General features: G+C 37.8%; 25 protein-coding genes and 1 pseudogene. 20 read left to right on the forward strand and 6 right to left on the reverse strand.

Going from position 1 to position 26,806, the window contains the following annotated elements; genetic code table 11:
• Positions 1-49 precede the first annotated feature (49 nt).
• From A6755_RS05305 to A6755_RS05315, 3 genes are all read left to right on the forward strand, one after another.
• Entirely contained in the window at positions 50-319 is a 270-nt protein-coding gene (locus tag A6755_RS05305) for a hypothetical protein (protein ID WP_063589978.1), read from the forward strand.
• Positions 320-493: 174 nt separating this feature from the next.
• Positions 494-850 carry an MmcQ/YjbR family DNA-binding protein gene (locus A6755_RS05310; protein WP_063592444.1) on the forward strand — a complete coding sequence of 119 codons (357 nt, stop codon included), beginning with the start codon at positions 494-496 and terminating at the stop codon, positions 848-850.
• Between the two features lie 193 nt (positions 851-1,043).
• Positions 1,044-2,051 (forward strand): ketoacyl-ACP synthase III, encoded by a 1,008-nt coding sequence (locus tag A6755_RS05315; RefSeq protein WP_063589979.1) that lies wholly within the window; start codon positions 1,044-1,046, stop codon positions 2,049-2,051.
• Between the two features lie 553 nt (positions 2,052-2,604).
• Here the strand turns inward: A6755_RS05315 and A6755_RS05320 are convergent.
• Both A6755_RS05320 and proC read right to left on the reverse strand, forming a co-directional pair.
• Positions 2,605-3,663 (reverse strand): YkvI family membrane protein, encoded by a 1,059-nt coding sequence (locus tag A6755_RS05320; RefSeq protein ID WP_063589980.1) that lies wholly within the window; start codon positions 3,661-3,663, stop codon positions 2,605-2,607.
• Positions 3,664-3,790: 127 nt separating this feature from the next.
• Complete coding sequence (proC, locus tag A6755_RS05325) at positions 3,791-4,690, reverse strand: pyrroline-5-carboxylate reductase (RefSeq protein ID WP_063589981.1); 900 nt, start codon at positions 4,688-4,690, stop codon at positions 3,791-3,793.
• 455 nt (positions 4,691-5,145) lie between these two features.
• Between proC and A6755_RS28205 the strand changes: the two genes are divergently transcribed.
• The 7 genes from A6755_RS28205 to A6755_RS05360 all read left to right on the forward strand — a co-directional run bounded on the left by A6755_RS28205 (position 5,146) and on the right by A6755_RS05360 (position 11,681).
• On the forward strand, positions 5,146-5,442 hold the full coding sequence (locus A6755_RS28205; RefSeq protein WP_063589982.1) for a TIGR04104 family putative zinc finger protein: 297 nt from the start codon (positions 5,146-5,148) through the stop codon (positions 5,440-5,442).
• 106 nt (positions 5,443-5,548) lie between these two features.
• Entirely contained in the window at positions 5,549-6,304 is a 756-nt protein-coding gene (locus A6755_RS05335) for a class I SAM-dependent methyltransferase (RefSeq protein ID WP_063592445.1), read from the forward strand.
• An 85-nt stretch (positions 6,305-6,389) separates the two neighbouring features.
• Positions 6,390-7,661: an MFS transporter gene (locus A6755_RS05340; protein ID WP_063589983.1), complete on the forward strand. Its 1,272-nt coding sequence runs from the start codon at positions 6,390-6,392 to the stop codon at positions 7,659-7,661.
• Between the two features lie 687 nt (positions 7,662-8,348).
• Positions 8,349-8,915, forward strand: coding sequence for a hypothetical protein (locus A6755_RS05345; RefSeq protein ID WP_057277109.1), 567 nt, complete (start codon positions 8,349-8,351; stop codon positions 8,913-8,915).
• 619 nt (positions 8,916-9,534) lie between these two features.
• The gene (locus A6755_RS05350; RefSeq protein WP_063589984.1) at positions 9,535-10,017 is read left to right on the forward strand and encodes a DinB family protein; all 483 of its coding nucleotides are present in this window, start codon (positions 9,535-9,537) and stop codon (positions 10,015-10,017) included.
• A 287-nt stretch (positions 10,018-10,304) separates the two neighbouring features.
• The gene (locus A6755_RS05355) at positions 10,305-11,123 is read left to right on the forward strand and encodes an alpha/beta fold hydrolase (protein ID WP_034304657.1); all 819 of its coding nucleotides are present in this window, start codon (positions 10,305-10,307) and stop codon (positions 11,121-11,123) included.
• Positions 11,124-11,297: 174 nt separating this feature from the next.
• Positions 11,298-11,681, forward strand: a complete 384-nt coding sequence (locus A6755_RS05360; RefSeq protein WP_034304654.1) for a YkvA family protein — start codon at positions 11,298-11,300, stop codon at positions 11,679-11,681.
• 204 nt (positions 11,682-11,885) lie between these two features.
• Here the strand turns inward: A6755_RS05360 and A6755_RS05365 are convergent, their stop codons facing one another.
• Positions 11,886-12,539 (reverse strand): Vat family streptogramin A O-acetyltransferase, encoded by a 654-nt coding sequence (locus A6755_RS05365; protein WP_034304652.1) that lies wholly within the window; start codon positions 12,537-12,539, stop codon positions 11,886-11,888.
• A 25-nt stretch (positions 12,540-12,564) separates the two neighbouring features.
• On the reverse strand, positions 12,565-13,452 hold the full coding sequence (locus A6755_RS05370) for a Vgb family protein (RefSeq protein ID WP_084737448.1): 888 nt from the start codon (positions 13,450-13,452) through the stop codon (positions 12,565-12,567).
• A gap of 422 nt (positions 13,453-13,874) precedes the next feature.
• On the opposite strand from A6755_RS05370, the gene A6755_RS05375 reads away from it, so the two are divergent.
• Together A6755_RS05375 and A6755_RS05380 are read left to right on the forward strand one after the other, a co-directional pair.
• The gene (locus A6755_RS05375; RefSeq protein WP_063589985.1) at positions 13,875-14,975 is read left to right on the forward strand and encodes a CotS family spore coat protein; all 1,101 of its coding nucleotides are present in this window, start codon (positions 13,875-13,877) and stop codon (positions 14,973-14,975) included.
• Positions 14,972-16,105 (forward strand): annotated as a pseudogene (locus tag A6755_RS05380) (glycosyltransferase family 4 protein); the annotation flags it as partial. The gene A6755_RS05375 and the pseudogene A6755_RS05380, both read left to right, overlap by 4 nt.
• Positions 16,106-16,659: 554 nt before the next feature.
• Here A6755_RS05380 and A6755_RS05385 read toward each other — a convergent pair.
• Positions 16,660-18,000, reverse strand: coding sequence for a nucleobase:cation symporter-2 family protein (locus tag A6755_RS05385; RefSeq protein WP_034304640.1), 1,341 nt, complete (start codon positions 17,998-18,000; stop codon positions 16,660-16,662).
• A gap of 247 nt (positions 18,001-18,247) precedes the next feature.
• On the opposite strand from A6755_RS05385, the gene A6755_RS05390 reads away from it, so the two are divergent.
• Positions 18,248-19,435, forward strand: a complete 1,188-nt coding sequence (locus A6755_RS05390) for a PucR family transcriptional regulator (protein WP_063589986.1) — start codon at positions 18,248-18,250, stop codon at positions 19,433-19,435.
• A gap of 111 nt (positions 19,436-19,546) precedes the next feature.
• Here A6755_RS05390 and A6755_RS05395 read toward each other — a convergent pair whose 3' ends face one another.
• The gene (locus tag A6755_RS05395) at positions 19,547-20,734 is read right to left on the reverse strand and encodes a PucR family transcriptional regulator (protein ID WP_063589987.1); all 1,188 of its coding nucleotides are present in this window, start codon (positions 20,732-20,734) and stop codon (positions 19,547-19,549) included.
• A gap of 239 nt (positions 20,735-20,973) precedes the next feature.
• On the opposite strand from A6755_RS05395, the gene uraD reads away from it, so the two are divergent.
• The 7 genes from uraD to A6755_RS05430 all read left to right on the forward strand — a co-directional run bounded on the left by uraD (position 20,974) and on the right by A6755_RS05430 (position 26,669).
• Entirely contained in the window at positions 20,974-21,471 is a 498-nt protein-coding gene (uraD, locus tag A6755_RS05400; protein ID WP_134402086.1) for a 2-oxo-4-hydroxy-4-carboxy-5-ureidoimidazoline decarboxylase, read from the forward strand.
• A 13-nt stretch (positions 21,472-21,484) separates the two neighbouring features.
• Positions 21,485-22,468, forward strand: a complete 984-nt coding sequence (pucL, locus tag A6755_RS05405; protein WP_034304631.1) for a factor-independent urate hydroxylase — start codon at positions 21,485-21,487, stop codon at positions 22,466-22,468.
• Positions 22,468-22,827: a hydroxyisourate hydrolase gene (gene uraH / locus A6755_RS05410; protein WP_034304629.1), complete on the forward strand. Its 360-nt coding sequence runs from the start codon at positions 22,468-22,470 to the stop codon at positions 22,825-22,827. Before pucL ends, uraH begins: the two co-directional genes overlap by 1 nt.
• A 30-nt stretch (positions 22,828-22,857) precedes the next feature.
• The gene (gene tpx / locus A6755_RS05415) at positions 22,858-23,397 is read left to right on the forward strand and encodes a thiol peroxidase (RefSeq protein ID WP_063589988.1); all 540 of its coding nucleotides are present in this window, start codon (positions 22,858-22,860) and stop codon (positions 23,395-23,397) included.
• 777 nt (positions 23,398-24,174) lie between these two features.
• On the forward strand, positions 24,175-24,582 hold the full coding sequence (locus tag A6755_RS05420) for a DUF1259 domain-containing protein (protein ID WP_063589989.1): 408 nt from the start codon (positions 24,175-24,177) through the stop codon (positions 24,580-24,582).
• A gap of 277 nt (positions 24,583-24,859) precedes the next feature.
• Positions 24,860-25,714, forward strand: a complete 855-nt coding sequence (locus A6755_RS05425; RefSeq protein WP_063589990.1) for a hypothetical protein — start codon at positions 24,860-24,862, stop codon at positions 25,712-25,714.
• Between the two features lie 43 nt (positions 25,715-25,757).
• Entirely contained in the window at positions 25,758-26,669 is a 912-nt protein-coding gene (locus tag A6755_RS05430) for a VanW family protein (protein ID WP_063589991.1), read from the forward strand.
• Positions 26,670-26,806: the final 137 nt, after the last annotated feature.

The raw sequence follows: 26,806 nt of genomic DNA on the forward strand, positions 1-26,806 counted from the left end.
ATATTTACAATATTTTGGTAAAATTGATTAGAGGGAAGGGTGGGGAATCATGAAAAAATACTTAGGGATTATTTCGTTTACTTTAATTATCTTGGTTATTTGTTTTTTTGCTGCGAATATAACACGAGTAATTGATCCTGGAGTAACAACTTTTCGTATATTAATGATATTTGGAATCATTATCTCTTTCTCTTTTTCTATTCTTAGTGAGAAAGGACTTTGGAGAAAATTTGCTTTAGGTCTTAGTATATTCGTTGGTTTAGTTTACTTTATAGCCGTCGAATTAATGAGAATAGTATTCCAGGGTAATGGATTTTAAATTGTCTATTCAACAAACAAGTGCGTTAGCTGAAGATCAGAGCTGTCTTTAAGGCAGCTTTTTCTTATGGAACTATCGGGGCAGGTTAGTGCAATAAAGCGTCCAGGGGTTATAATTAAGGATGCTGCTTTATTAAAAAACTGGCAAGTTATTATGTTAGAGAAGAGGTTAACAATGAAAAATAGAGAGGGAGCTATCGGTTACTGTTTGGGAATGGGTAATACATATGAAGATTATCCATTTCGTGATAAGAATTGGACGTTAATGCGACATATAGATAACAAGAAAGTGTTTGCGTGGATATTTGAAAAAGATGGCCATGTTTGGATTAATGTGAAATGTGAACCCGGTTTGTTGGATTATTGGCGTCAGATTTACCATTCGGTAGTTCCGGCATTTCATCTTAATAAGGACCATTGGAATTCGATAATTCTTGATGGTACTGTTCCAAAGGAAGACATTTACGAAATGATAAAACAAAGTTATATGTTAACTAAAAAAAATAATAGTAAAGTTAATTTCAAAAAGTGAAGGCATTGATTCAGCAGGAAGGATTTATGCCTTTTTCTTATGGAATTATCGGGGCAGTTTACTTCAATAATGAGTAAATATTTTGTTGTTATAGAAAAAAAAGGAATTTAAATTTGATTATTAACAATATAAATTGTTATAATTAGTACCAGGTATTAATACTAACTTCTAATAAAATATATGGGGTGAGCGTATGATAGGGGCGAGAATAACAGCTATCGGGACATATGTACCTGAAAAAAAATTAACGAATTTTGAACTTGAGCAAATGGTCGAAACAAATAATGAATGGATTATTCAAAGAACCGGGATTCATGAACGAAGAATAACCCATCCTGATGAATTTACCAGTGATTTATGCGTATCTGCAGTAAAAGATTTAATGCACAGATATAATAAAGAAGTCAAAGATGTAGATATGATTATTGTGGCAACAAGCACACCAGATTTGCCATTCCCATCTGTCTCAAGTATCATACAGGACCAATTAAATATATCCCAAACAGGTGCCATAGATTTAAGTGCAGCGTGCGCAGGATTTGTTTATGCAGTACATACAGCACACAGTTTAATTTCTTCTGGGCTCCACAAAAAGGTACTAGTTATTGGAGCAGACACACTCTCAAAAATTACTGATTATACGGATAGAAATACATGTGTTTTATTTGGTGATGGTGCTGGTGCGGTATTAGTTGAAAGAGATGAACAATCAAAAAGTTTCATTGGATTCCACCTAGGAAGTGATGGAAGAGGAGCACAACATGTATATCGACCTGGACTATCAAAAAAGATCAATGGGATTGAGTTAATAGATACTCAATATCTTGTACAAAATGGTAGAGAAGTTTTTCGATGGGTTGTAAGGAATGTTCCTGAGAGTATAAGACAGATATTAGAAAAATCGCAAACGAGTTTAGATCAAGTTGATTGGTTTATACCTCATAGTGCTAACTTAAGGTTGATAGAGCCAATTTGCGAAAAATTAGAATACCCAATGGAAAAAACGCTTTATAGCTTAGTCAACTTTGGAAATACCTCTGCTGCAACCATTCCTTTAGCTCTTGATCTTGGAATCCGTAAGGGAAAAGTCAAAAATGGAGACCGAGTTCTTATGTACGGATTTGGATCTGGATTGGTTCACGCTGGACAACTTTTAGAATTAAATTTTGACGAACAAATTAATACTCCTACACCGTTGTGATGTATACTAAGTAATCATTTAGATAAACAGAATATTTTATGACGCATAAACTGATTGTGAAACATTCTACTTCAACTAACGGGTGCGTTAGCTGAAGTCATGTCATGGCAAAAATATACCCCATATCAGCTTCTTACGGCTTGATTCAGGGCTTTGAAGTTCCCATGGAAAAGTGATCGACATTACTATATGACAGAATCGGATGTATTATTCAAACTATTTCCAGGACACATGAAACCCCCTCAATATCATTGGGGGGCTTCGTGAAAATAATACAACTATGAGTGGATTATCAAACCATCCAATACCAATCCATTTTGATCGGTATCATATTTTCATATGCAACTTTATGACGAAGAATATGTTCCTCATATTGCTTGTGAATTATCTTAATAAACTGTCTTCATATTTTAACTGTAAACCCTAAATTAATGCTGGCAACAGCTCTTAGTATGTTAGTTTGTCCGAAGTATACAGGGGAAAGGAAAGTTTTTCTTTCCTCAAAAAAACCTTTCTACACATGAGTAGAAAGGTTGGTTAAACAATCCGTAATTTAATTTTCTTTCGTTAATCGACTCATTCGGAATGGAGTAATGATGAGAACGATAATAAGGACAATTCCCATATAGCCAAAGATTGGATAGAGCGAGGAAACAAGTTTAGTGAAGCCAAAGAAGCTTGCTATAAATCCTATCAACAGTGATGAAATAACGATTACTTTAAATTTTTTGGTCTGGGGATCTGAAAAGCGTGTTCCAAATGAGTAGAACATGCTGACTGCCGTATTGAAAATCATAGCGAACAGAACGAGAGAGTACAGAATACCTAGGAGAGGTGAAATACTGTTGGCGATTCCCAGCATGGGCATATCCAAGCCCGATACAGTATTAATATTTGAGAAAATAGTAAGGTGACTAATTATAAGAAGTAGACCTAAAGCGATCCCTCCTGTAAGCCCTCCAATGGATGATATCCTTTCATCGGGTTCATTTCCACCCATAACAAGTGTCATGGAAGCCCCCATTGCAATGGTTATTGAAATATAGTTTATTGTAGATATAAGCCAATGTCCCGCAGCTGAATTTTGTTCCAGCGCATGTGGTTCAAGTGACGTAAACGATGAATTCATTGTAAACATACTATAAATGAATAGAAAAAGTACGACAAGAATCAGAAATGGTGTGACGGATGCAATTACCTTAATCACACGGTCGACTTTCAGCATAACTGTTATCATAACAAGAACAGTCATAAGAATGGTTCCTATAAAGGAAGGTAATCCGAATTGCTGATCAAAGATCGAGCCTGACCCCGCAATCATGACAATTCCTATACCAAATAGGATGGCGTTCAGAACATAATCAATGATACAGCCGAGAAAGCGACCACAAATCTTATAAATTACTTCCTGATGCGAATCTGTTTGTGTACGACTGCCAAGCTTCATCAGAATCATTCCAAGGTATGCAAAAATAGCGACTGAAATGATAGCTCCAATTGTGCCCAAGTTCCCGAAGCTTACAAAATAAAGCATGGTTTCTTGTCCTGAGGCGAACCCTGCTCCGACTAGAATTCCGATAAAAGCGCTAGCGATCTTAAGGATTCTCTTCATGTTGTCCTCCGTTTTTCTTACGTTTATATTTTTTTCTTAACTATTTGATAGGAGTGTTATTTGATAACCACATCTTTTGATACATATAATTTCCTAAGGAGGCTCCATGGTGTATTTATGGAGATGATTAACTTAGACACCGTCCTTTTATGGTACTGAAGTTCCCCAGTACTCTCGGGGGATTAGTCGATTTCCCGTACGCTACTGCCATCTCTTCATTCAGCTCTTTCGAACGTTTCGCTGCATGATGAATCGCCTGTGAAATGGCCCTGCCGCCATTATTTTTCCGTAACGCATCAAGTCCGGATGCTGTCGTTCCATTTGGTGAAGTGACTTTCTCCCTGAGGCTTGCCGGTGTCTCGTCGTTCACCATAATCATCTTGGCTGCGCCTAAAATCGTTTGGGCGACAATCTCACGGACCATCGCTTCATCCATCCCCTTTTTAACGCCAGCGTGTTCCATATGCTCCATTAAATAATAGAAGTAAGCAGGTCCGCTTCCTGCAATTCCTGTAAAAATATCCATATGCTCTTCTTCAATTAAGAACACTTTTCCCATACAGCCTAACAGTTCTTTCACTGCCATCACATTGTCCATTGCTGTATGTCTTCCCGGACATAACGCAGTTGCCGACTCCCGGATCATGCTCGACGTATTCGGCATCAACCGCACAACCTGCTGTCCAAGCTGTAGATGATTTTCCATGAATTTAGTGGAAATGCCCGCTAAAACAGAAATCACAACTTGATCCACTCTTATTTTATCTTTGAGTGCATCAAGAGCATCTGCTGCTCCCTGGGGCTTCATTGCCAAAATGAAGAAATCAACTTCTTCATATGGTAATGCATCCTGATGGACCGCATGGACTCCATACACGTGATTCATTTCCTCGAGTCGTAATTGATTGCTGCGATTTGTCACATAAATTCTTTCTGCTGGTATGTACCCAATCTGCACAATTCCTGAAATCATCGACTCTGCCATCGAACCGGCTCCTAAAAATGCAACAGTTTTATCTCTCAACATTATGCCCTCCTAAAAGTTCATTGTTCGTAATTCCGTTCGTATTTTTTAACCTTGTTATCGTAACATGCTGAGATTTAGATTCAAGGGAAGAGAGGACATTCACAAGGAAAAGGCCGAGATAGTGAAGGGAAGCGTTATCATTTGGGGCTTACATGCCAGTCAGGTCATTTAATCAAGGATAATCGGCTGTAATCGGGGTATTTGCGGATATATTAGGAAGAAAAACGTAATAAAACTATGGAGCTGAGTTGAACAATGCGGGTAACTGCGGCACCTCTTTTTCTTATTCCAAGGTTATATTGTGAAGGATTGTACTTAAACTAACGGGTGTGTTAGCAAAAGATCGGAGCTGTCTTTAAGGCAGCTTTTTCTTTATACAACAAACTAGTCAGGATAGTTTAGGAATAAATGATATAATTTGTAATATTGATTTAATTGAAAGGAGTTTGCTGCATATGCCAACCTGTCAGCAATGTGGCTATAAATGGGGTTGGATAGAGGCCTTTTTTAAAATGTTTACCTTTAAAAAGAAGTTAAGATGTTCATCCTGTGATTCATCCCAATACGTTTCCAAGAAAACAAGAATGCTATTAAGCCTATTTATATTTATATCTTTATTAATTGTACCGTTAATATCATATGGTGTACCTAAAGGTTATGTCTTAGCTTTTGAAATAGTTGCGTATGCATTAGTGATTATTTTGATGCCATTTATATATAAGCTAAGTAACAAGGACGAACAGATGTGGTAGTCATGCATTAGCAAAAGATCGGAGCTGTCCTTAAGGCAGCTTTTTATTAATGCAACTATCAGGGCAGGGGAATGAATTTAAAGCAAAAGAACAGGGAGAAGTTAACATGAATCAGAATATTGGTACAGAAGAAGCGATTAAAAGGTGGGATAGTTTCGCGGATAAATATTCTGCAACTCATACCGAGCAAGGAGATCTTCATAAAGAAGTTTTTTTAAATCCAACTTTATTAACACTTATGGAAACAGTAAGGAATAAAAAGGTTTTAGATGCCGGGTGTGGCGAGGGGTATTTAAGTCGAATGTTAGCGAGGTCCGAAGCGACTGTAACGGCTGTGGATTATTCATCACGGATGATAGAAATTGCTAAGGGAAGAACCCCGAATGATTTGTTAATTGATTATAGGCAGGGTAATTGTGAGGACTTGAATTCTTTAGAGGACAAAAGTTTCGATTTGATAGTATCCAATATGGTCATTCAAGATCTTGCAGATTACGAAAAAGCATTTCAGGAAATGTATCGTCTATTAGTAGATGGAGGCTGTTTTATATTTTCGATTTTACATCCTTGTTTTGTTACTCCAGAAAGTGGTTGGGAAAAAACAAAGGGCGGTAAAAAGTTGCATTGGAACGTAGATAAATATTTTTATGAAGGGGTGTATGAACAACGTTTAGGTGATAAAGAAAAAATGCTATTCTTTCATAGAACATTAACAAGTTATATAAACACTTTAATCAAAACAGGTTTTATTTTAGAAAGTATAATAGAACCTAAGCCATCAAAAGAGATATTAGAAAAATATCCTTCATTTGAAGAAGATTTCAGATGTGCTGATTTTATAGTTTTTAAACTAAAAAAGTAAAGGTTATAAAAATATTAGAAAATCAACTAGAGGAAGGTGTTCATGGTGGGGAGAAATTACAGAATGATGAATGAGGTCTTAACAAATGTCCAGTAAAACATATCAAATGAACCAGAGTTATGCAGATTCTCAAGAAAAACAAAAAATGTTATACAAACGTACATTGATTATTATAAGTATTTCACAAATTTTTGGCGGTGCCGGGTTAGCAGCTGGAGTTACGGTGGGGGCACTTCTTGCACAACAAATGCTTGGCACAGATGCATTTGCTGGAGTTCCATCGGGTTTATTTACTTTAGGATCTGCCGGGGCTGCTTTAATCGTAGGGAGACTTTCTCAACGTTACGGTCGCCGTACAGGTCTAACAGCTGGTTTTATGATAGGTGGACTTGGAGCGATAGGAGTCATAACGGCAGCCATCATAAATAGCGTTTTCCTTTTATTTGCTTCCCTGCTCATCTATGGTGCAGGAACAGCGACAAATTTACAAGCTCGTTACGCTGGTACGGACTTAGCTAACAATAAACAGCGAGCCACTGCCATCAGTATTACCATGGTGTTTACAACATTTGGTGCAGTTGCTGGTCCGAATTTAGTGAATGTAATGGGGGATTTTGCTCTTTCTATTGGCGTTCCTTCACTCGCTGGTCCTTTCATTTTATCAGCGGCAGCATTTATCTTAGCAGGTCTTGTCCTTTTCGTTTTGCTTCGCCCAGACCCATTAGTTATAGCAAGAACAATAGAAGCGTCCAAACAAGAAAGTAATCGTTTAGGGTATTCGGCTGATACTGAACAAATGGTAAACAAAAGAGGAATCATTGTTGGTGCGGCAATTATGGTTCTTACTCAAATTGTAATGGTGGCCATTATGACCATGACGCCAGTTCATATGAGACATCATGGACATGACTTGGGTGAAATAGGACTCGTTATTGGATTTCATATAGCTGCCATGTATCTTCCTTCACTGGTTACAGGTGTCCTTGTTGATAAGTTTGGCCGTACTGCCATGGCAATTGCTTCTGGAGCTACGCTGCTTCTGGCCGGTTTAATATCGGCGATTGCACCAGGCGATTCTATGATTCTCCTAGTTATTGCCCTTTCTTTACTTGGATTAGGATGGAATTTCGGTTTAATAAGTGGGACGGCTCTTATTGTTGATTCAACTGACACTTCAAATCGGGCTAAAACCCAAGGTACGGTGGATGTTTTAATTGCATTATCAGGAGCCTCTGGTGGAGCCTTATCTGGAATGATTGTGGCCGGCTCAAGTTATACAGCATTATCATTTATCGGAGGGTTATTATCTTTATTATTGATTCCAGTGGTTATCTGGTCTAGGGGAAGTAAAAAATAAAAAGAAGCCATATAATAAGTAAAAAAAGTCATTTCCTATCGTACAGGAAGCGGCTTTTTTGCTGCGATTTGCTTATCATACAAAATACCGCAGTTTGGCGATACCCCTTCATGGGCATTAGGAGCTTACATGGATATTTTTCAGCTACCGATTTTGTTCTTTGTAGTGTTTGGGGTTCTAATTATTGTTTGGGGGTTCAAAAAAAATATCATAAAACATATTTAAAAGGACTATAAAACTGAATCACTTAATGAACTTACGGGTGCTTAGCTGGAAATCGGAGCTGTCTTTATAAGGCAGCTTTTTCTTTATGCAACTATCGGGGCATGATAGTTAAAAATGCAAACACCCTAGAGGCTACATTAATAATGGTTAAGGAGAAAACCTATGAAAAGAAGAATTAGGAATAAACTTAAAAAAAGGAATATAGTAGAATTAGTCTGATCCATTTAAGAAGGTCATTTTGGAACGCTTGAAACGTTTGCCCCTTTTTTGCCATACAAAAAATCCTCTCCATCCTCGAAGGGTTGCTCTGTTTTGTGCAATAGCATTGGAGAAATAAACAAAGTTTACCACCTCATAATTATTGTAGCATTGATTGTTGAGCAATCTGTAGATTATAATAATAATAGGAATACTACAAATGTACTATAAATTCATAAGAACTAACGGGTTGGGGGAGAAATTATGATGAAAAAACTAGCAAAGGCATTAACCGTAGGAGTATTAGCTCTAGGATTACTGGCAGGAGTTGGAGCAAATAAAGGAGAAGCAGCAACAGTAACAAAGCCGATCGGTTCAACTTTCTATAAGAGCGCCTTAGTAGGTACTACCTATAAGGTTCAAGATTATAAAGGTAATACAATTAATGCAAAAACAACTAAAGCTGTAACGTTAACTCCATATGCAACAAATAAAAACTTTTCATATGCTACAGTAACATTTGTAGATTATGATAAAGTAGGAACAAAGTGGGTCAAGTATACAAAAACAGCCAAAGGATATTTCTTTACTCCTATTAAAAATGGTATAACTTACAATGAATATACGAATGTAAAAAAAGGAATGACTTATAATCAAACGGTATCTATCACAGGTGAATATATGAAATTAGATTCAACATATACATATGGCGGCATTACCCAAAAAGATTATACCTGGAGCCGTTACAGTGACACTAATGACACAGATTTTTATACGGTTTTTGAAAACAACAAGTTAACATACAAAAGCTATTCTGTTAGTGAATATTAATAACAAAAAAGCCCCTCTCGTGTGAGAAGGGCTTTTTATTTTTATTATTCCAAGTATAAAAATTGTTCTTTTTCATTTAGGTGAATTTTGATATTGTGAGGGGAGGGGTGAGGTTTTGGAAAATACAGGATAATTGAACAAACAAGAAGCAATACCTTTGATATTGACTGTTGTTTAGTTATAGCTGCAATACTGGTTTTTATATCGGCAGATCGATACCGAATATAGATTTAAGGATATCGATTTTTTATTTTGATATTGGATTTTTAGTGGCTTTGATTTTGGGAACCAAGGCAAAGCAATTTGGTATAAGAGTAATCAGCGTTTTATCAAATGGCCTATTTTTTATTGCTTTATCTTTTTTTACTTTTGCACTAGCTTTGGCCTATGGGCTTTCGGGACCATAAAGCAGGTTTTAGCCATAATAAATCCAAATGATTAATTTTAGGTGCTTTAGGAGCTGCCTTAGGGCAGCTTTTTCTTAAGAACTAAAGGGGCAGGATTGTTGAAAAAGGAATTCAACCTATGTTTGTCTAAATGGTAATATTTAACAATGTTTAGGCATGGCTCTAATAGTATTTTAACAGTTAAATTATTTTCTAAATGGGGAGGGGCATTTTTGCAAACTTTTTTTAGATATAACTGGATGGTAAGAGAAGACTGGTATCGTTGGTGTGAAGAGTTAAGTGAAGAAGAAATTCTGCGGAATCGAACGGGTGGAATGGGAAGTATATTGCATACACTTTTCCATATTGTTGATGTCGAATGGAGCTGGATACGTCTCTTACAAGGTAAAACTGACTTTCAGGAGAGTTTCGATAGTTATAAAAGCTTGAACAAAGTTCGGAAGTTGGACGCTGAATTTCATTTAGAAGTGGAAAACTTTGTGAACAACTGGGATGCTAGTATGGAAAATCAATTATTTTATGATACCTTACAGGATAGAAGAATTGTGACGGATACTTGGGGTGAAATAATGCGACATACTATTGCTCACGAAATTCACCATATAGGGCAATTATCAATTTGGGCAAGGGAATTAGGGAAAAAGCCTGTTTCTGCAAACCTTATAGGTCGGGGTCTTTCCTCTCATTCCATATAAATAATTCAAATAGATATTAATTTAGTCGGTTTCTATATATATTGAGTGAAATCCTTCAATTAGAGATCGCCTTTTCGATGTTCTGCTGCTGGTCAGTTTTGTTAAGCAAAATCAGTTTGTGAAGAATTGTATTTAAAGTAACGGGTGCGTTAGCTGAATAAAGCTGTCTTTAAGGCAGCTTTTTCTTACGGAATTAAAGGGGCAGAATAGTTGAAGAAGGAATTGAAGAATCAAAAAGAGAATAGGTACTGTCAGTTAAAATGATTTTTATAGAAAGAAGGATTAATATGGCATATTGCAAAGTTCGCCAAGCAGAAATTTATTATGAAGATTTGGGGGAAGGAAAACCAATTTTAATGATACACGGTTATTCTCCGGACCATCGATTAATGAGTGGTTGTATGGAACCAATATTTACTAAGAGGGAGGGGTGGCGACGTATTTATATCGACCTGCCCGGGATGGGATTGACAAAAGAATATAACGAAATAAGTAGTTCTGATGAAATGCTGGATGCTGTTTTAGAGTTTATTCAAGCTGTAATTCCTAACCAAGAGTACGTAATTGCTGGGGAATCTTACGGTGGCTATATAGCTAGGGGCATTATTGAAAAGCATCAAGAACAAATACTTGGTGCAGCATTTATTTGTCCTCTTATTATTCCTCTTCCAGAAAATAGAACAGTTGAGATACATGAAATAATGAGAACGGATGAGAAGTTCATTGAAAATTTATCAAAGGGTGAGTTAGAAGATTTTAGAAATAACAACATTGTACTTGATGAGTACACATGGTTAAGGTACAACAAAGAAATTCTAAGTGGTTGTAAAATTGGAGATGAAAAGTTTCTAAATAAGGTTAAGAATAAATATGGGTTTTCTTTTAAGATCGACCAGTCTGATTTTATTAAACCCAGTGTATTCCTGTTAGGAAGACAAGACTCTTCGGTTGGATATAAAGATGCTCTTGACATAGCAAACAAGTATCCGCGAGGAACATTTGCTGTATTGGATATGGCAGGTCACAATTTGCAAATTGAACAACCACAACTTTTTAGCACTCTATTAAATGAATGGTTGGATAGAATTGAAGAGTTCCAAAACTAATACTTAACGCAGTAATTGAAGTTTGTGAAATAATAGTGCTTAAACTAACGGTTGCTTTAGCTTAGGATTGAAGGCAGCTATTTCTTATGGAACGGGGAGGTTAGTGAAATACCAATCCTTTGTAAACCTTATATTGTTATAATGGAAATAAAAGCTTAATTATAGGAGATAAAAATGTTTGATAAAATTAAGACTTGGGCGAGGAGTCTAAAACGGCAAATCTTTATCCTTTACTTTGCTTGTAAAGATGAACGGGTGCCTTGGCATGCAAAGGCATTTACGGCTTGTGTTGTGGCTTATGCATTCAGTCCGATAGACATAATACCTGATTTTATACCCATTCTTGGCTACTTAGACGATGTAATTCTCGTTCCAATAGGGATAATGATCGCATTAAAGATGATACCAAAGAGTGTATTAACCGACTGTGAAGTTAAGGCAGAAGAAATGATGAAAAATGGTAAGCCGAAGAATTGGATAGTCGGCTCACTAATAGTAATGATTTGGGTCTTAATTATAATATGGGCTATTATATATATTTATCGTTTAATGAACTAACGGGTGCTTTACTTCACTAGGATGCACAAGAAGACCACTATAGGTGGTCTCTTTTATTTGTTCAAAAATCAACATTAATCTTTAACAAAGCCATGGTTAAAAAGCGATCTTAATATATTCAATGGAATCACTCTATTATAAAAAGTGATTTTCCCTCCATTAATTTGTGGTACAAGAATCGGATTCTCTGTAGTTGATGCATTGTCATCTTTTATTTTTTAAGGTTCTTAGACTTTCCATATCGCCATTTACTATCACATCAATATGAGCAGAGATGATATCAATATCTAAATCCCACCATTTAATCTCCAGCAGTTCGTTAATGATTTCTTTTGAGAAGCGGGTTTTGAGTTTCTTTTCGGGATTCCCCCCAACGATGGTGTAAGGTTCCACATCTTTGGTAACAACCGATTTAGCGGCTACAATTGCACCATCCCCGATTTTTATTCCAGGCATGATGACAGTATCCATTCCTATCCAAACATCATTTCCAATAATGGTATCGCCTTTAAACGGCAACTGATCTAACGCTGGCGTATACTTCTCCCATCCGTGTCCGAAAATGTTGAAGGGGTAGGTTGAAAAACCATCCATTCTATGGTTGGCTCCATTCATAATAAACGTTACACCAGGTGCCATGGCGCAAAATTTCCCGATGACAAGCCGGTCACCGAAGAATTCGTAGTGATATAACACTTGATCTTCAAAAGACTCCCCATTTCTTGCATCGTAATATGAATATTCACCCGCAATAATGTTTGGTCTAGTGATTGTATTTTTAATGAATTGCACGATGTGATTTCCTTTAATCGGATATTTATCTTGAGGATTTGGCCCATGTTGCTTATTTGATTCCATGGATATCCACTGCCTTTCAGGGTTTTTATAATAAACTTAGCCGGCCGATCTTATTGCATTCCTCAGCGAACCAGATGGCACCATCAGGACCTGCTGCAATTCCATGCGGCTCCGCATTTTGTGTGGAAATTGGAAATTCCGTAATTTCTCCTTGCATGGTAATGCGCCCAATTTGATTACTTCCCCATTCAGTGAACCATAAAGCGCGGTCAGGACCCGTCACTATTGCGTGTGGGCGGGCATCTGAAGTGGGGATGGTATATTCACTTATTGTTCCAGAAGTAGTGATGCGCCCGATTTTGTTTCCGTTAATTTCCGCAAACCAGAGTGCACCGTCCGGTCCGCTTGTAATCCCTACAGGACCAGCATGTTTTGTTGGCAAAGTGTAATTAGTCACTTCACCTTGCATGGTAATGCGCCCAATTTGATTACTCTGATTCTCAGTAAACCAAATGGCACCGTCAGTTCCAGCAACAATGTAAGAGGGGTAACAGCCGGGACTCGGTAAATCATACTGAATCATTTCACCTGATGATAAAATTCGCCCTATCCTATTTCCATTCATCTCGGTAAACCAAATGTCTCCATTGTGTCCTTCCGTTATTCCAAAAGGTGCTGAGTTCGGACTTGGGAGAGTATATTCGATGATTTCACCTGTACCTGTCAGTTTCCCAATTTTATTCGCCCTATTTTCCGTAAACCATACATCCCCCTGAGTTGTGGAGATTATAGATAGCACACCGGCGTTGGGTGTAGGAACGATGAATGGAGTAACTTCACCGTTAACGGTCATTCGCCCAATTTGATTTGCTTTATGTTGTGTAAACCATAGCGCACCATCTTTTCCGGCAGTTATTCCATATGGGCCTGAATCTTTGTCAAGAAGTTCGTATTCGTCCATTTTTATCCCCACTATATGCCTCCTCCTTTTTGTATGAAATTCTTCTAGTCATTCGTTATAAATAATTGAAATCCTGCGAAAAAGTTTTTGCACATGGGGTGAAGTCTGTCCAAGGAGAGATTTTAATTCATAGATGAAAAGGTTATTTAAGATTCTATGTTTCTAATTGGTCATATTTGCAGCGGAACCCAATTACCTAACAATTTGGGTTAATTGTCTGATACAAAAGTTTTTTTTCCACATAGTTTATTAAAAAGTATGGTTACTCCAGCGGTGTTGATTAATCACGGGTATTTAATAAAGAACAATATTCAACATTAGAAAATTATGCTTGTATAAGGATACAGCCTGATATTAGAACATAATGAATCTGTCGTGACCTTGCCCTTATTTTGGCGGAAAATACTTTTATATATTTCACAGGAGGGGTTTTCATGGAGAAAGCAATAATTGTGCCTTGGGAAGAAGATGAACTCACTCATGAGTTTTTTGTTCCTGAATATATTGAAAAAATGGCACTGGAAGTTCTTGAACATTACGGTTTCTCCGTTCAGGACATTCAAGTTGTTACAACAAAACCAGATAAAGGCGGCTCTATATGGAAAATGGAAACAAGTTCAGGGCCAAAGAGTTTAAAACTTTTACACAGAAGACCTACAAGAAGCATGTTTAGCTTAGGAGCTCAAGAATATTTAGTTAATGTTAAGGAAGCAAGAGTACCGCCCATCGTGAAAACCAAAGATGGAAAGGATTATGTTGAGGCTGGAGGGAAGTTATGGTTCGTCGCTGAGTGGATCGAATCATTGGCACCTGTATCAAAAGATTTGGAAGGAGCCAAACATCTTTGTAATGCTCTCGGCGAATTCCACCTTTTAAGCAAAGGGTATGTTCCGCCTAAACAAGCTGAAGTTGCATCCCGGTTATATAAATGGCCAGCGACTTATGAAAAAGTCATCAATAAAATGGATTGGTTTCGAAACATTGCTAATGCATATGAAGAAATGCCTGCAAGCTCTTATTTGCTGAGTGTTTTAAATGAATTTGAAGAACAAGCAAAAAGAAGCTTAGAAAGATTAAATGAATCAAGCTATCTAGAGCTAGCGCAACAAGGTAATGAATATTGGGGATTAGTGCATCAAGATTATGGCTGGTCAAATGGTCAAATGGGCTCTAATGGAATGTGGATTATTGACCTTGACGGTGTTGCTTATGACCTTCCTATTCGCGATTTAAGAAAACTGATTACCGGCACCATGGCGGATTTATATAGATGGGATGCAACTTGGGTAAGGGAAATGATCAAGTCCTATCACGAAGCAAATCCAATTTCATCGCAACTATATGATCTCTTAATGATCGATTTATCTGCACCAAATGAATTTTACAAGAATGTTAAAGAAGTAGTATATGAACCTGAATTATTTCTAACTGATCAAACTACAACGATGATCCAAACAATCGTTGATACCGATCAAACAAAATGGCCAGTGTTAGAAGAGATTAAAGATGATTGGAAGGGAATGGAACAAGCATGAAAATTTTAATGATTTGTACCGAAAAGCTTCCTGTTCCTCCGGTACTGGGCGGGGCCATTCAAACCTATATCTCAGGCATCCTGCCGCATTTAAGTAAGGCCCATGATATTACGGTTTTAGGTATTAATGATCCATCACTCCCTGATCAAGAGACGATTGATGGAAACCGTTATGTACGTGTACCTGGAAAAATATTCGAAGTATATCGAGAAGAGGTTGTCAGCTATCTTGAAGCAAATCATTTCGATCTAATTCATATCTTCAATCGGCCTCGGCTAGTCCTTCCTGTCCGAAAAGCAGCCCCTCATTCAAAAATTACCCTTAGCATGCATAATGATATGTTTAATCCAGAGAAAATCAATCCGGAGGAAGCAAAAGCAGCCATAGACGAAGTTACGAATATTGTAACGGTCAGTGATTATATAGGCAATGTCATAAAAAGTTTATATCCGCAAGCTTCATCAAAGATCCGCACCATCTATTCTGGTGTTGACACCAATCGATTCCTGCCCGGCAGTCACCCGAAAATGCAAAAAATTCGTAATGAATTACGTAAAGCGAACGGTCTTGAAAATAAAACGGTCATATTATTTGCAGGAAGACTTTCAAGTAACAAAGGTGTAGATAGGTTAATTCGGGCACTGCCTGAGCTTTCAAGTAAATTTAAGGATTTGGCTTTAGTTATTGTCGGAAGTAAATGGTTCAGCCAAAATGATGTTACCGATTATGTAGCTTATGTAAGAGCATTGGCAAAAAAGCTGCCTATCCCAGTTGTTTCAACAGGTTTTGTCGCACCTAGTGAAATACAAAATTGGTTTGCTGCTGCCGATTTATTCGTGTGTACATCAATATGGCAAGAACCGCTTGCGCGCGTCCATTATGAAGCGATGGCTTCAGGGCTTCCAATCGTAACAACTGCAAGAGGCGGAAATCCAGAGGTCATTCGTATAAGAGAGAATGGGCTTGTAGTAGAGAATCCAGAAGATCCTGGATGTTTTACAGAGAAGATTACAGAAATTCTATCAAACAGGTCACTAATGAAAAAAATGGGCGAACGAGGCAGAGAACTTGCCCTTAGCTTATATGAATGGGATCGAGTAGGATCTGAAATACTTGAAGTTTGGAAAAAATAACTGTATAACCAATCAAAAGCGGATGTGAATCGCGCTTACTAATATACTTGTCACTGGTACTGAAGGGGTTACGGATGACATTCATTTGAACCATTCCTAAAGGGTACGAAAGACAAAATGATTGGCGATGATGCATTTGCAGGATCTACCTCCATTACCCCCTAATAAGCTAAGAAGGTTAAGCTTAAAGTTCTCCAGAACCACCCCGAATTTCAATTTTATTATGTAAAAAATTTGTCAATGACACCCCGCGGAATCAGACTTTGTGAAAAAATACAATTTAAGGGACCCCTTGAATGTAGACTCGAAAAAGGTCGGGAATTTCGGGAGTGAATCCAAATTTCTGAAGGGTTATATCGCTCTCTTTTCAAATGAAACAAGTTGAAGAGCCATAATTGAGTAAAAAAAAGCACCTTGCTTACCTATTAAATAGGCAGTTGCAAGGTGCTTGTATTATTTGTTTGAAAATTCCCTGAATAAGGTTATAATTAAAAGTGTTGGAGAACCTAGCCAACTAGACACCCTTAGAGAATTGCCTTGTCCGCTACTTTCTAAGGGTGGATATTAATATTCTGGCTCATGCTTGGTTGAATTTCGGGTATGGAATGATGATGTGTAATGGATGGATTTGTTTTTCCATTCAGGATGGCATTTAACACAACCAGTGTTATTGTACCCATCACGACTCCGTTTCCACATATTAATTGGACTGTTTCCGGGAATTTATCGAATGCTTCCGGGACCCCCTTGACTGCCAGACCGACTCCTATTCCAAGTGCAATCGTCAATTGATTGGAAGGTTTGCTTAAATCCGCTTTGGCTATCATCCCCAAAGCTGCAGAAAGAAGCATGCCGAACATTGGTATCATGGCCCCGCCCAGAACGGGTAAAGGGATCATTGTCGTAAGACCGGCAACCTTAGGCACAAAAGCTAGAAAGATTAGGATACAACCTGCCGTGACTACTACCGAGCGCTGAGTTACCTTTGTCAGCAAGACCAAGCCAACATTTTGTGAGAAGGTAGAATGGTTGAAAGAGTTGAAGATACCGCTTATGAAGCTCCCTATTCCTTCTGCACGGAGGCCCTTTTCCACATCTTTTTCGGTTATTTCCTTCCCGCATACTTCCCCGAGTGTCAAAAAGACGCCTATACTTTCCACAGCTATGATTAAAGATATGATTGTCATGGTGATAATAGATGAAAGGTCGAAGGTAGGTACCCCAAAATAAAAAGGAGTCACCATTGTAAACCAGCTGGCCTCTATAAAGCCGGAGGTATCGACCATACCTAGAAAACCAGCCAATATAGTGCCAAGAATCATGGCGAAAAGAACTGAAACCGCTTTCAAGAAACCTTTGGTAAGTGTATTCAATAAAAGGAAACTTACTAGTGTAAAACAAGCTAGCATTAGATTCATAGGATCTCCAAAGGTGGGGGAACCGACTCCGCCCGCTGCATTTTTCATGGCAACTGGCATTAATGACACGCCTATGATTAATATGACGGACCCTGCAACAATTGGTGGGAAATAGGGAATCAATTTACCGATTACTCCTGATAAAATGGCAACAATTATTCCGGATACCATAACTGCGCCTAAAACCCCGGTTATACTATGGACCGATCCTATGGCTATTACTGGCTCGACCACGATAAAAGAAACAGCCATTAAAGCAGGTAATCTTATACCAAATCCTTTACCGCCAATAACTTGAAGCAAGGTGACTATCCCGCAGGCGAGTAAATCAAACGAGATCAGGTATATGATCTGTTCTTGTGTCAAGCCGATTGCAGGACCGACGATTAGTGGAACAGCTACCGCTCCTCCATACATTACACAAACATGCTGTAAACCTAACAATAATGTGTTTAGTTTGCTCAATTTTTCCATGTTTGCCCCCTTTTAATTAGTCACGACTTTCCAATTATATGAATGTAACGAAATCGCCTCCTTGTGATTTTGTAAATACTTCCTTATGGATGGGTTTGCTGTTGCTTATTAAGAAACGCTATTTACAAAATCGGTGTATTTTTATATTATCACCGCCATAATGCTAAATCAAGACTATTTTTTGGAAAAATATGAATATTCATTCAAGTTCATTCTGTATATAATTAAGAAGAATAGGGGGAGAAATATGTATTTAACGATCGAAAAAGCTTTGCAACTTCCTGCCCTAAACCAAGTGGAAGTTATTGGAGGAAGTCAAGGGTTAACTCGGGTAATTAATTCAGTAAGTATAATGGATCATCCGGATATATCATGGATTAAACGAGGGGAACTCCTGCTGACAACCGGTTATGTGTTTAAGGATGACCTGAATGCTCAAATCAATCTTGTTAGGGAATTGTCGAAAAGAGGAAGTGCTGGATTAGCTATCAAGATTAAGCGGTTTCTTTCTACGATTCCTCCTAGAATGGTGGAAGAAGCGAACAAGTACAATTTCCCATTGCTGGAGATTCCTTATGAAATGCCTTTATCCGACTTATTATTCAGCTTTACATATGAACTTGTTAATAAGGAGAAAGTGAAAAACAATGGAAAAGGAAGTGTTGAAGTTTTTCATTCTCTTTTGAATGGGGAAAATAGGGGTTCATCTTTTATCCCCCAATTACAGGAATTTGGCTTTAATCCCGATAGGCCATATATTCTGCTCTTAATAGACGGAACGAAAGAAGAAGGGGATTCATTCTTTCCAATTGGCAGAATGTTGGAGAAATTAAGCCAAACGGAAAGGGAAGATTTCAAGTATTGGAATATCGAGTTGGATGGTCAATTGATTATCCTGCAAGGAAAAGGGATGGTGACTGATGAACAACTGCTTATGCAGGCTCAAAGAATTGCCATCCTTTTGGAAGGTCTTATATCCAAAGATAATCCTGGCACTTCACTATCGATGGGGTTAAGCAAGGTGAAAAAGGAATTCTACAATATGAAAGAAGGGTTCATTGAAGCTAAAAAGGCCATTCAACTTGGCTCGAGGCTTAACCCGACTAATATCAATGATTACGCAAGCGTTGAAGTTGAAGATCTAATAAACCAAATCCCTAAGGATGCCATAACTCAATACGTGCTATCCATGATTCAGCCGATTATTGTATATGATAGGGAAAATGAGGGGGAGTTGTTAAAAACGCTGGAAACCTATCTATTTTCAAGAGGGAGAATAGAAGATGCGGCACGGGCTTTGTTTGTGCATCGAAATACTGTAAAGTTCCGTTTGTCTAGAATTGAAGACTTATTAGGAGTTGATTTAAAATCGAGGGATATTGCTTTTAAATTGCAGTTTAGTATAAAAGCTGCGAAGTTATTATTACATGACTAGGTAAAGGGAGCATGATTTGAAGGAATCGGGAATCAAGTGTTACTGCACATGAAAAACTGCCAGGGAATGAAGGATCCCTGGCAGTTTTTCATTTGTATGGGCCATTTCTTATCAATTATCCAGCAGACGTTTGGCATATAGGGCAAGTTTTAAAGTGAACAGATCATCATTGCTTAATTCCATTCCTAATAATTTTTTTATGCTTTTAATTCGAAAATGGATAGTGTTTCGGTGTACCCCCATTTTTCTGGCCGTTTCAGCAGGTCGAAGATTGCACTGCAAATATGCCTCCAAGGTTTTGATCAGATCAGACTGGGTTTCATCGTCATGGTCCTTAAGCGGTGCTAAATTACCTGTAACAATATCCATGAGCACATTTTTTGGAGCATACTGCAAAATTTTAAATGTTATTAATTCTTTGTAGCCGTAAATATCCTTACCTGGGTTCAATCGTTTTCCCAAATCAATAGATTGTAAAGCTTCCTGTAAGCTATTGGCCAGGTTATTAATACCTGTATGATAGTTACCGACTCCCAGTGTAAGTTCCATTGGCAGGTGTGTAGATAAAGTAGAGATAATTTGTTGGCTTATCTGGTTGACTTGTGAATAAAAGCGGGTGTTCCCTAGGGGGATGGTATCCAGATAAATGATAACTAGACTGTCCTTGATATTCCTTATGAGCTTATCGATTTTATATTGCTCGGTTAATGTTTCAATTGTCTTGATAAGCTGTTTATAAGTAATAGAATCATTCCTTTGATTCCATTGCAGCGTTAAAGGTAAAACCGTACATATGAAGCCCCCAGTAATTTGTTGGAAGCTGGATTTGTCCTCAGTCATTCCTAAAATCCCGTAAATTAAATTTTCGGCACCAACTCCGGAAATATCCTCCATGCTATAACTTTGCCCTTTTTGTTCATTCTGTCTCGTCACTATTTCACGAAGCAGGGGAGACATGATATCTGATAGCGAAAACTCAGGGGGGATTTTGAGAATAGGCAAATTGGCCATATTGGCAATGCTGATGGTGGTTTGCGGAATTTCTTCCAGTTTGATGAACAATCCTGAACAATTCATTTTTGCCAATTCGATTACGAATTGGTCTAATTGTTGCGGATTATCTTGAAATAAGTATCCGGTTGTTAGAATCAATTCATTTGGCTTTAACCAGGAAAGCACATCAGGAGCATCAAAGCTATTGATGGATTCTATTTCTCTATTAAGTCCCTGCATGCCAGCTGCCACTTGGCATTGTTTGATCTGTGGTAATTTTAATGCATCAGTCATCGTTAAATGCATGATAGGTCCCCTTCGCTGTGCCTTTTTTCTCTAATTTAACTAATTTTTTGAATATTGGCAACAGAATCTAAGCTAATAGGATGGCCTGTTCTTTAAAAGGTGAGTGCGGTAAGCACAATGGGGGTGGAAAAATATTAGCTTTTTCAGCTAATGACCTATAAATGAACGCATGTATATAATTCAATTAAGTTAAGAATGTTTTGAATTATAAAAATAATCAAAAGAAGGGAGGGCCCGTATTGATATCTGACCTTAATAGCATTAATGAGTTGAACAAGGCGGAATTCATCCAAAAGTTAGGTTGGGTATATGAACATTCTCCATGGATAGCAGAGCGTTCATGGGAGTACAAGCCATTCATTTCCTTAGAGGACCTAAAACAGAAAATGGAAATAGTTGTGCAAAATGCCTCATTATCGGAACAGCTCCAATTAATCAAGTCTCACCCGGACCTAGCAGCCCGGATTGATATGGCTGAAGCATCAGTTAAAGAACAATCCGCAGCCGGTTTGAATTCGCTTTCTCAGGATGAATATGAAGAATTTCATGCGTTAAATAATCAGTATAAAGAAAAGTTTGGATTTCCGTTCATATTTGCTGTCCGTGGCAGCGATAAAACGGTGATAAAGGCAGAGATGAAAAGAAGGATTGGTTTGGATCAGGCAAATGAACTTAAGGAAGCCATCAAGCAAATCCACTTAATTGCCAGCCACAGGTTATCTGATTTTATAAACTAGGAGGAGGAATAATATGACAGCTCAAAATGAAAACAGAACGATGTATTACGGTAAAGGGGATGTATTTGTATACAGGACTTTTGTGCAGCCTCTTACAGGTTTGAGGAAAATACCGGAATCAAGTTTCACAGAAAGAGATAATACTATTTTTGGATTCAATTGCCAAATTTCTCTAAAAGGGGAAGCTTTTTTATCTTCATTTACGGAAGGAGATAATAGCTTGGTGGTTGCAACGGATTCCATGAAAAACATCATTCATCGTCAGGCGGCCAATTATCAAGGAAATACGGCGGAAGGATTTTTAAAGTTCATATGTGAAGTTTTCCTTGATAAGTATAGCCACATAGATGCAGTGGAACTGACAGCAACTGAAGTTCCCTTCGATCATGTACTCGTTCCAAAAGGGAAAGGACATGAAAATAGTGATGTTGTCTATCGATGTTCCAGAAATGAAAGGGCTACCACTACAATCGAAGTCAAAAGGACACCTACCGGAAGCAAAATCGTTAAGCATTCAAGTGGAATAGTTGATGTCCATTTAATCAAGGTTAAAGGAAGCTCTTTTTATGGATTTATTCAAGATGAATACACCACACTGCCAGAAGCTCAGGATCGTCCACTATTTATCTACTTGGATTTCGATTGGGAATATAGCCGCTGGGAGGATGGCACTGGAGCGGATCCAGAAAAATATGTAGCAGCAGAACAAATTTGTGATATTGCAAACACAGTGTTCCATGAACTGAATAACCGTTCGATACAGCAGCTCATTTATCATATTGGCATTAGGATTCTGGAACGTTTCCCTCAGCTGGCGAATGTTCAATTTAAAACCAATAATCGTACCTGGGAAACCGTTGTGGAAACCATTCCGAATTCAGAAGGAAGTGTTTATCAGGAACCACGTCCTCCGTATGGCTTCCAAGGCTTTGTCGTTACACAAGAAGACGTTAAACAAAAAAAGGCAGCTGATTCAACTGTAGGGGCTTCCCGGTAATGGACAGTAAGCTGACCACACATGTTTTGGACCTCTCTAAAGGCCTGCCGGCAAAAGGGATGAAGATAGAACTTTGGGCCATAGCAGAACAGGGGGACCATTCTTTCATAAAAGAGGTCTGTACAAACAAAGATGGGCGAGTGGATGATCCTCTTCTTCAAGGGGATGATCTCAAACCAGGTGAGTATGAGCTTGTCTTTTATGTCGGGGAATATTTCAATGATGGAGCGAATGATCCCAATATAAGGCCATTTTTAAATAAGGTCCCACTTCGTTTTGGAATAAGAAGTAATGAAGAACATTATCATGTTCCTCTGCTTGTTGCTCCGGGAGGATATAGCACCTATCGAGGAAGCTAGTAAATCAGTAAGAGAGTTGGAGGGTTCAATTTGGCACATGAACGTACTGGTGCAGTGACTTTAGGCGGTAATCCAGTGACCTTGATTGGTCCCGAACTAAGAGTAGGGGATAAGGCACCTGACTTCGCACTATTAACAAATGACCGCCGTAAAGCACATTTAACAGACTATAAAAATAAGACATGCATCATCACGACTGTTCCTTCGCTTGATACTGGTGTATGTGATTTACAAACAAGGGTCTTAAATGAAGAAGCAAGCAAAATGGGTGATGATGTAGCGGTGTTGGCTATCAGCGCAGACCTTCCCTTTGCTCAAGCAAGATGGTGTAATGAAAGTAATGTCGAAGCTATAACCATTCTCTCCGACCATTTTGATTTGTCATTTGGTACTGCATATGGAACGTATATGAAAGAACAACGATTGGAATGCAGGGCAGTATTTGTAATAAATCAAGAAGGAACCATTGAGTATGTGGAATATGTACCGGAAGTCACGGATCACGCAGATTATGAATCCGCATTGCAGGTAGCGAAGGCAGTGATAAATAAAGCTGGTGCAGCTAAATAAACATTTTCCCTTACGAAGGAAAGTAAAAGTACATTCCATTATCCTAAGGCCGTCCGATTTTCAAAAGCTGGACGGTCTTTTGTTGATACTGAGTTAAATTAGTAGTTTTCATAGTGACTTATCCAGACCTCTTTCTAATGTCAAAATATTTTTCTAAAATTAAACATTAATTCCTTTTATTTGAATAGTGATCATGCTATAATGAAAGTCCAATAGCTTAATATAATATGGAAGCGCTTCCTTATTCGAGGAAGTGCCCTTTTTATGTTTTCACTTACTAATTAACATAACAACGCTAGAAACACCTGAAATAGAAATAAGTATACGTGTAAACTCCTGAAATCCGTCACCTCAGCTCCTTCCACTTCAATTTCTTGATGAAAAACAGCCCCTGCAATGATATTTCCTACATCAGCGAATGGCAAAATCTATCGAGGGACTATTTCCTTTTTAAATAAACTCTTCTTTTCATATCCAATCCCACTTAAGAATGATCAGTGGTTTAATTCAATAAAAGTTAAAAAGCCCTTGCCTTCTTTTATTTCTTGTTGAAGGTGAGAGCCTTTCATTGTTCCCATATCAATGTAAGCATCTTTAGTACATGTATCATAATACTCTACAAAAATCCCTTCAGAACATAATCTGAAGGGATTTTCATGTTCATATAACCTAGATTATTAGAAGTTGAGGATAATAAACTAATATCCCCATCAATGGATGAATATAATAATCGTGAATTTTAGCATGTGGAAAATTTTTTTTGAAAGGGGATTTTTCATGAGTTCGGAAAAACGAAGAAGATTGTGTCAGGAATATGCAAGAATTTTAGGCGGAGACGGAATGATTACTCCAGAAGGAGTGTGCTTGGTGCAAAAGTTTCGTAATATTAGATTCACAATACTTGATCGCAGAACGCAATCTCCACTAGTCAATCCGCAATTTTTTACGTTTGAAAATGTTGATAGTAGGGGGAATGCGTTAAATTTAGGGGAAACAGTTCTTTTACAAGAAGAAGTTAACCCGTTATTAACTGAACTTAGAAAAAGGGACCTTTTAGTTACTTCTATTCATAATCACTGGTTATTTGAAGAACCTCGGGCAATGTATATGCACTTTGAATCGATTGAACCACCGCTAGATTTTGCTAAAAAAGTTAGAGATGCATTTAGAGTATTAAAAGTGTAGTCAGACTATAAGAGGCATGCCTTACATCAGTGAGATTATCAATCCCACTGATGTTTTCTTTTTTGTATATCATGTCTTTTATTTTTCCTCGGAGCAGGCCGCATGGCATCTTGTGTAGTTTCTAAGTTACCGGATAAGGGATATCAAAAGTACATATTGGACCATCAACACTAGCGTGTCTGAGCCTTTTTAGCTTAATTTGAAGAATTTCCAAATTTTCAAAGGTATTCAATTTATTATGTCCTGAAATAATAAGAAAAAATGCAGGAGAGGCCAAATGGAAAACAATAAATTATATCAAGTAATTATCGCTATTTTTATATTTGTCTTAATGGTCGATCAGTCGGTCTATGCAATGGAATGGGAAGATGAAGAAGGACCCATAAGCTTTAAAATTGAGATGTTACCTTGGGAGATTGTAAATAACATTATTCCTGATAAAACAAATTTTACCATAATCGATATTGAAACTGGTTTATCATTTAAGGTACAACGAAGGGCAGGCAGCCATCATGCCGATGTACAGCCATTAACCAAAGAAGATACTCAAATCATGAAGAAAATTTATAATAATAAATGGAGTTGGAATAGAAGAGCCATTATTGTATTAATCAATAATCAAATGATTGCTGCATCCATGCACGGAATGCCACATGGTGCTGGTGCTCTTCCAAATGGTTTTTCAGGTCATTTTTGTGTTCATTTCTCTGGAAGTATTACGCATCGTTTGAAAAACGAAGATCTTTCTCATAAATTAATGATATTGAAAGCCGCTGGTAAGCTTGATGATTATATACAAACCGTAAATCCTTATGAACTTATACGTATTTTCACCATTGCCATTAATCAAGGAAATCAGGAATTATTAGCAATGACCTTATCAAATCCGAGTCACCTTACCCGTGTCAATAAACTTGTTAAAGATATTACATATTTTGGAGTAGTTGACCCTTTAAGACAACCGCCTGAACAGCTAAATGGTCTATTTCTCGTGGATGTACCCGTTCAAGTAGCTATACAAAAGAAGAAAGATGGCAAAGAAAAAAAGGTTATGCATTTTATGATCCGTAAGGAGAGTTTGCCTGATCGCTGGTTTATTGATCAAGATGCAATTTATGAAGATTTGAGGTGAAAAATGTTAATGTTCAAGGAAACCAACCCAGGAGGTGCATTCAATGAGATTAACATGGATTGCCGGACTTTTGCTATTCGTTCAACCAGTGAATATTACAGAAAGCTTATTGGTAACCCACCAAGGACAAACGATTGCAAGTGTCAACCATGCTGATATTACGATGCCCTACCTGGATGTTCCTATGTTGGACGTGGATAAATACAATCAATTTGTCGAAAAAATAGACCGGCAAGTTTACCAAAAACCTGTAAATGCCACAATGGACAGACAAGGTAATATTCTACCTGGGCGGGTAGGTTACAAGCTATACCATCAAGCCTTCAAAGAGCAATTTCATTCCTTTTTGTACAGTAGTAGATCATACAAACTAGAAGTACCTTTGCTTGCTATTCATCCAAAGGTTGACAGCGAAATACTTGCGGAAATTCGTGAAAAAAAGATAGGTGAATATAGAACCTATTTTAATGTGAACAATAAAAATCGTTCAAATAATATCACACTTGCTACAGAAGCCATTAATAATTATGTCGTGTTTCCAGGAGAGGTCTTTTCTTTTAACCAAGTTGTTGGCAAGAGGTCAGTGGAAAAAGGATATTTGCTCGCTCGGGTTATCGTTAAAGGAGAGTTTTCTGAAGGGATTGGCGGAGGGATTTGCCAGGTTTCATCCACCTTGTTTAATGCTATCGACAATGCAGGGTTGCAAACGGTTCAACGCTATTCCCATACAAGGAGCGTTGCGTATGTTCCATCTGGCCGCGATGCTACAGTAAGCTGGTATGGGCCTGATTTTAGTTTTAAAAACAAGTACAATCAACCGATCCTGATCCGGGCCACAATCAAAGGAGGAATGGTGAGTATCATGGTTTACTCTTCAGATATGATTAATTATAAAATACGAAAGATTCCCGATGCTTCAAAGCAGATATCCAAAGAACAAATTATTCGTTCGTAAAAGTATAGGTATACGAATGGGGGCACTTTTGGCAAATTTGGTGTATATATAGAAGAAACTCGTAAAAACGGCCTTTGCTCATTAGAGCAAAGGCTTGTTTAGAGATAGGGGAGGAAACAGCTTTTTCTTTTTCGGGA

Origin of the sequence: Peribacillus frigoritolerans (assembly GCF_001636405.1) — a bacterium.
GTDB lineage: Bacteria > Bacillota > Bacilli > Bacillales > DSM-1321 > Peribacillus > Peribacillus frigoritolerans.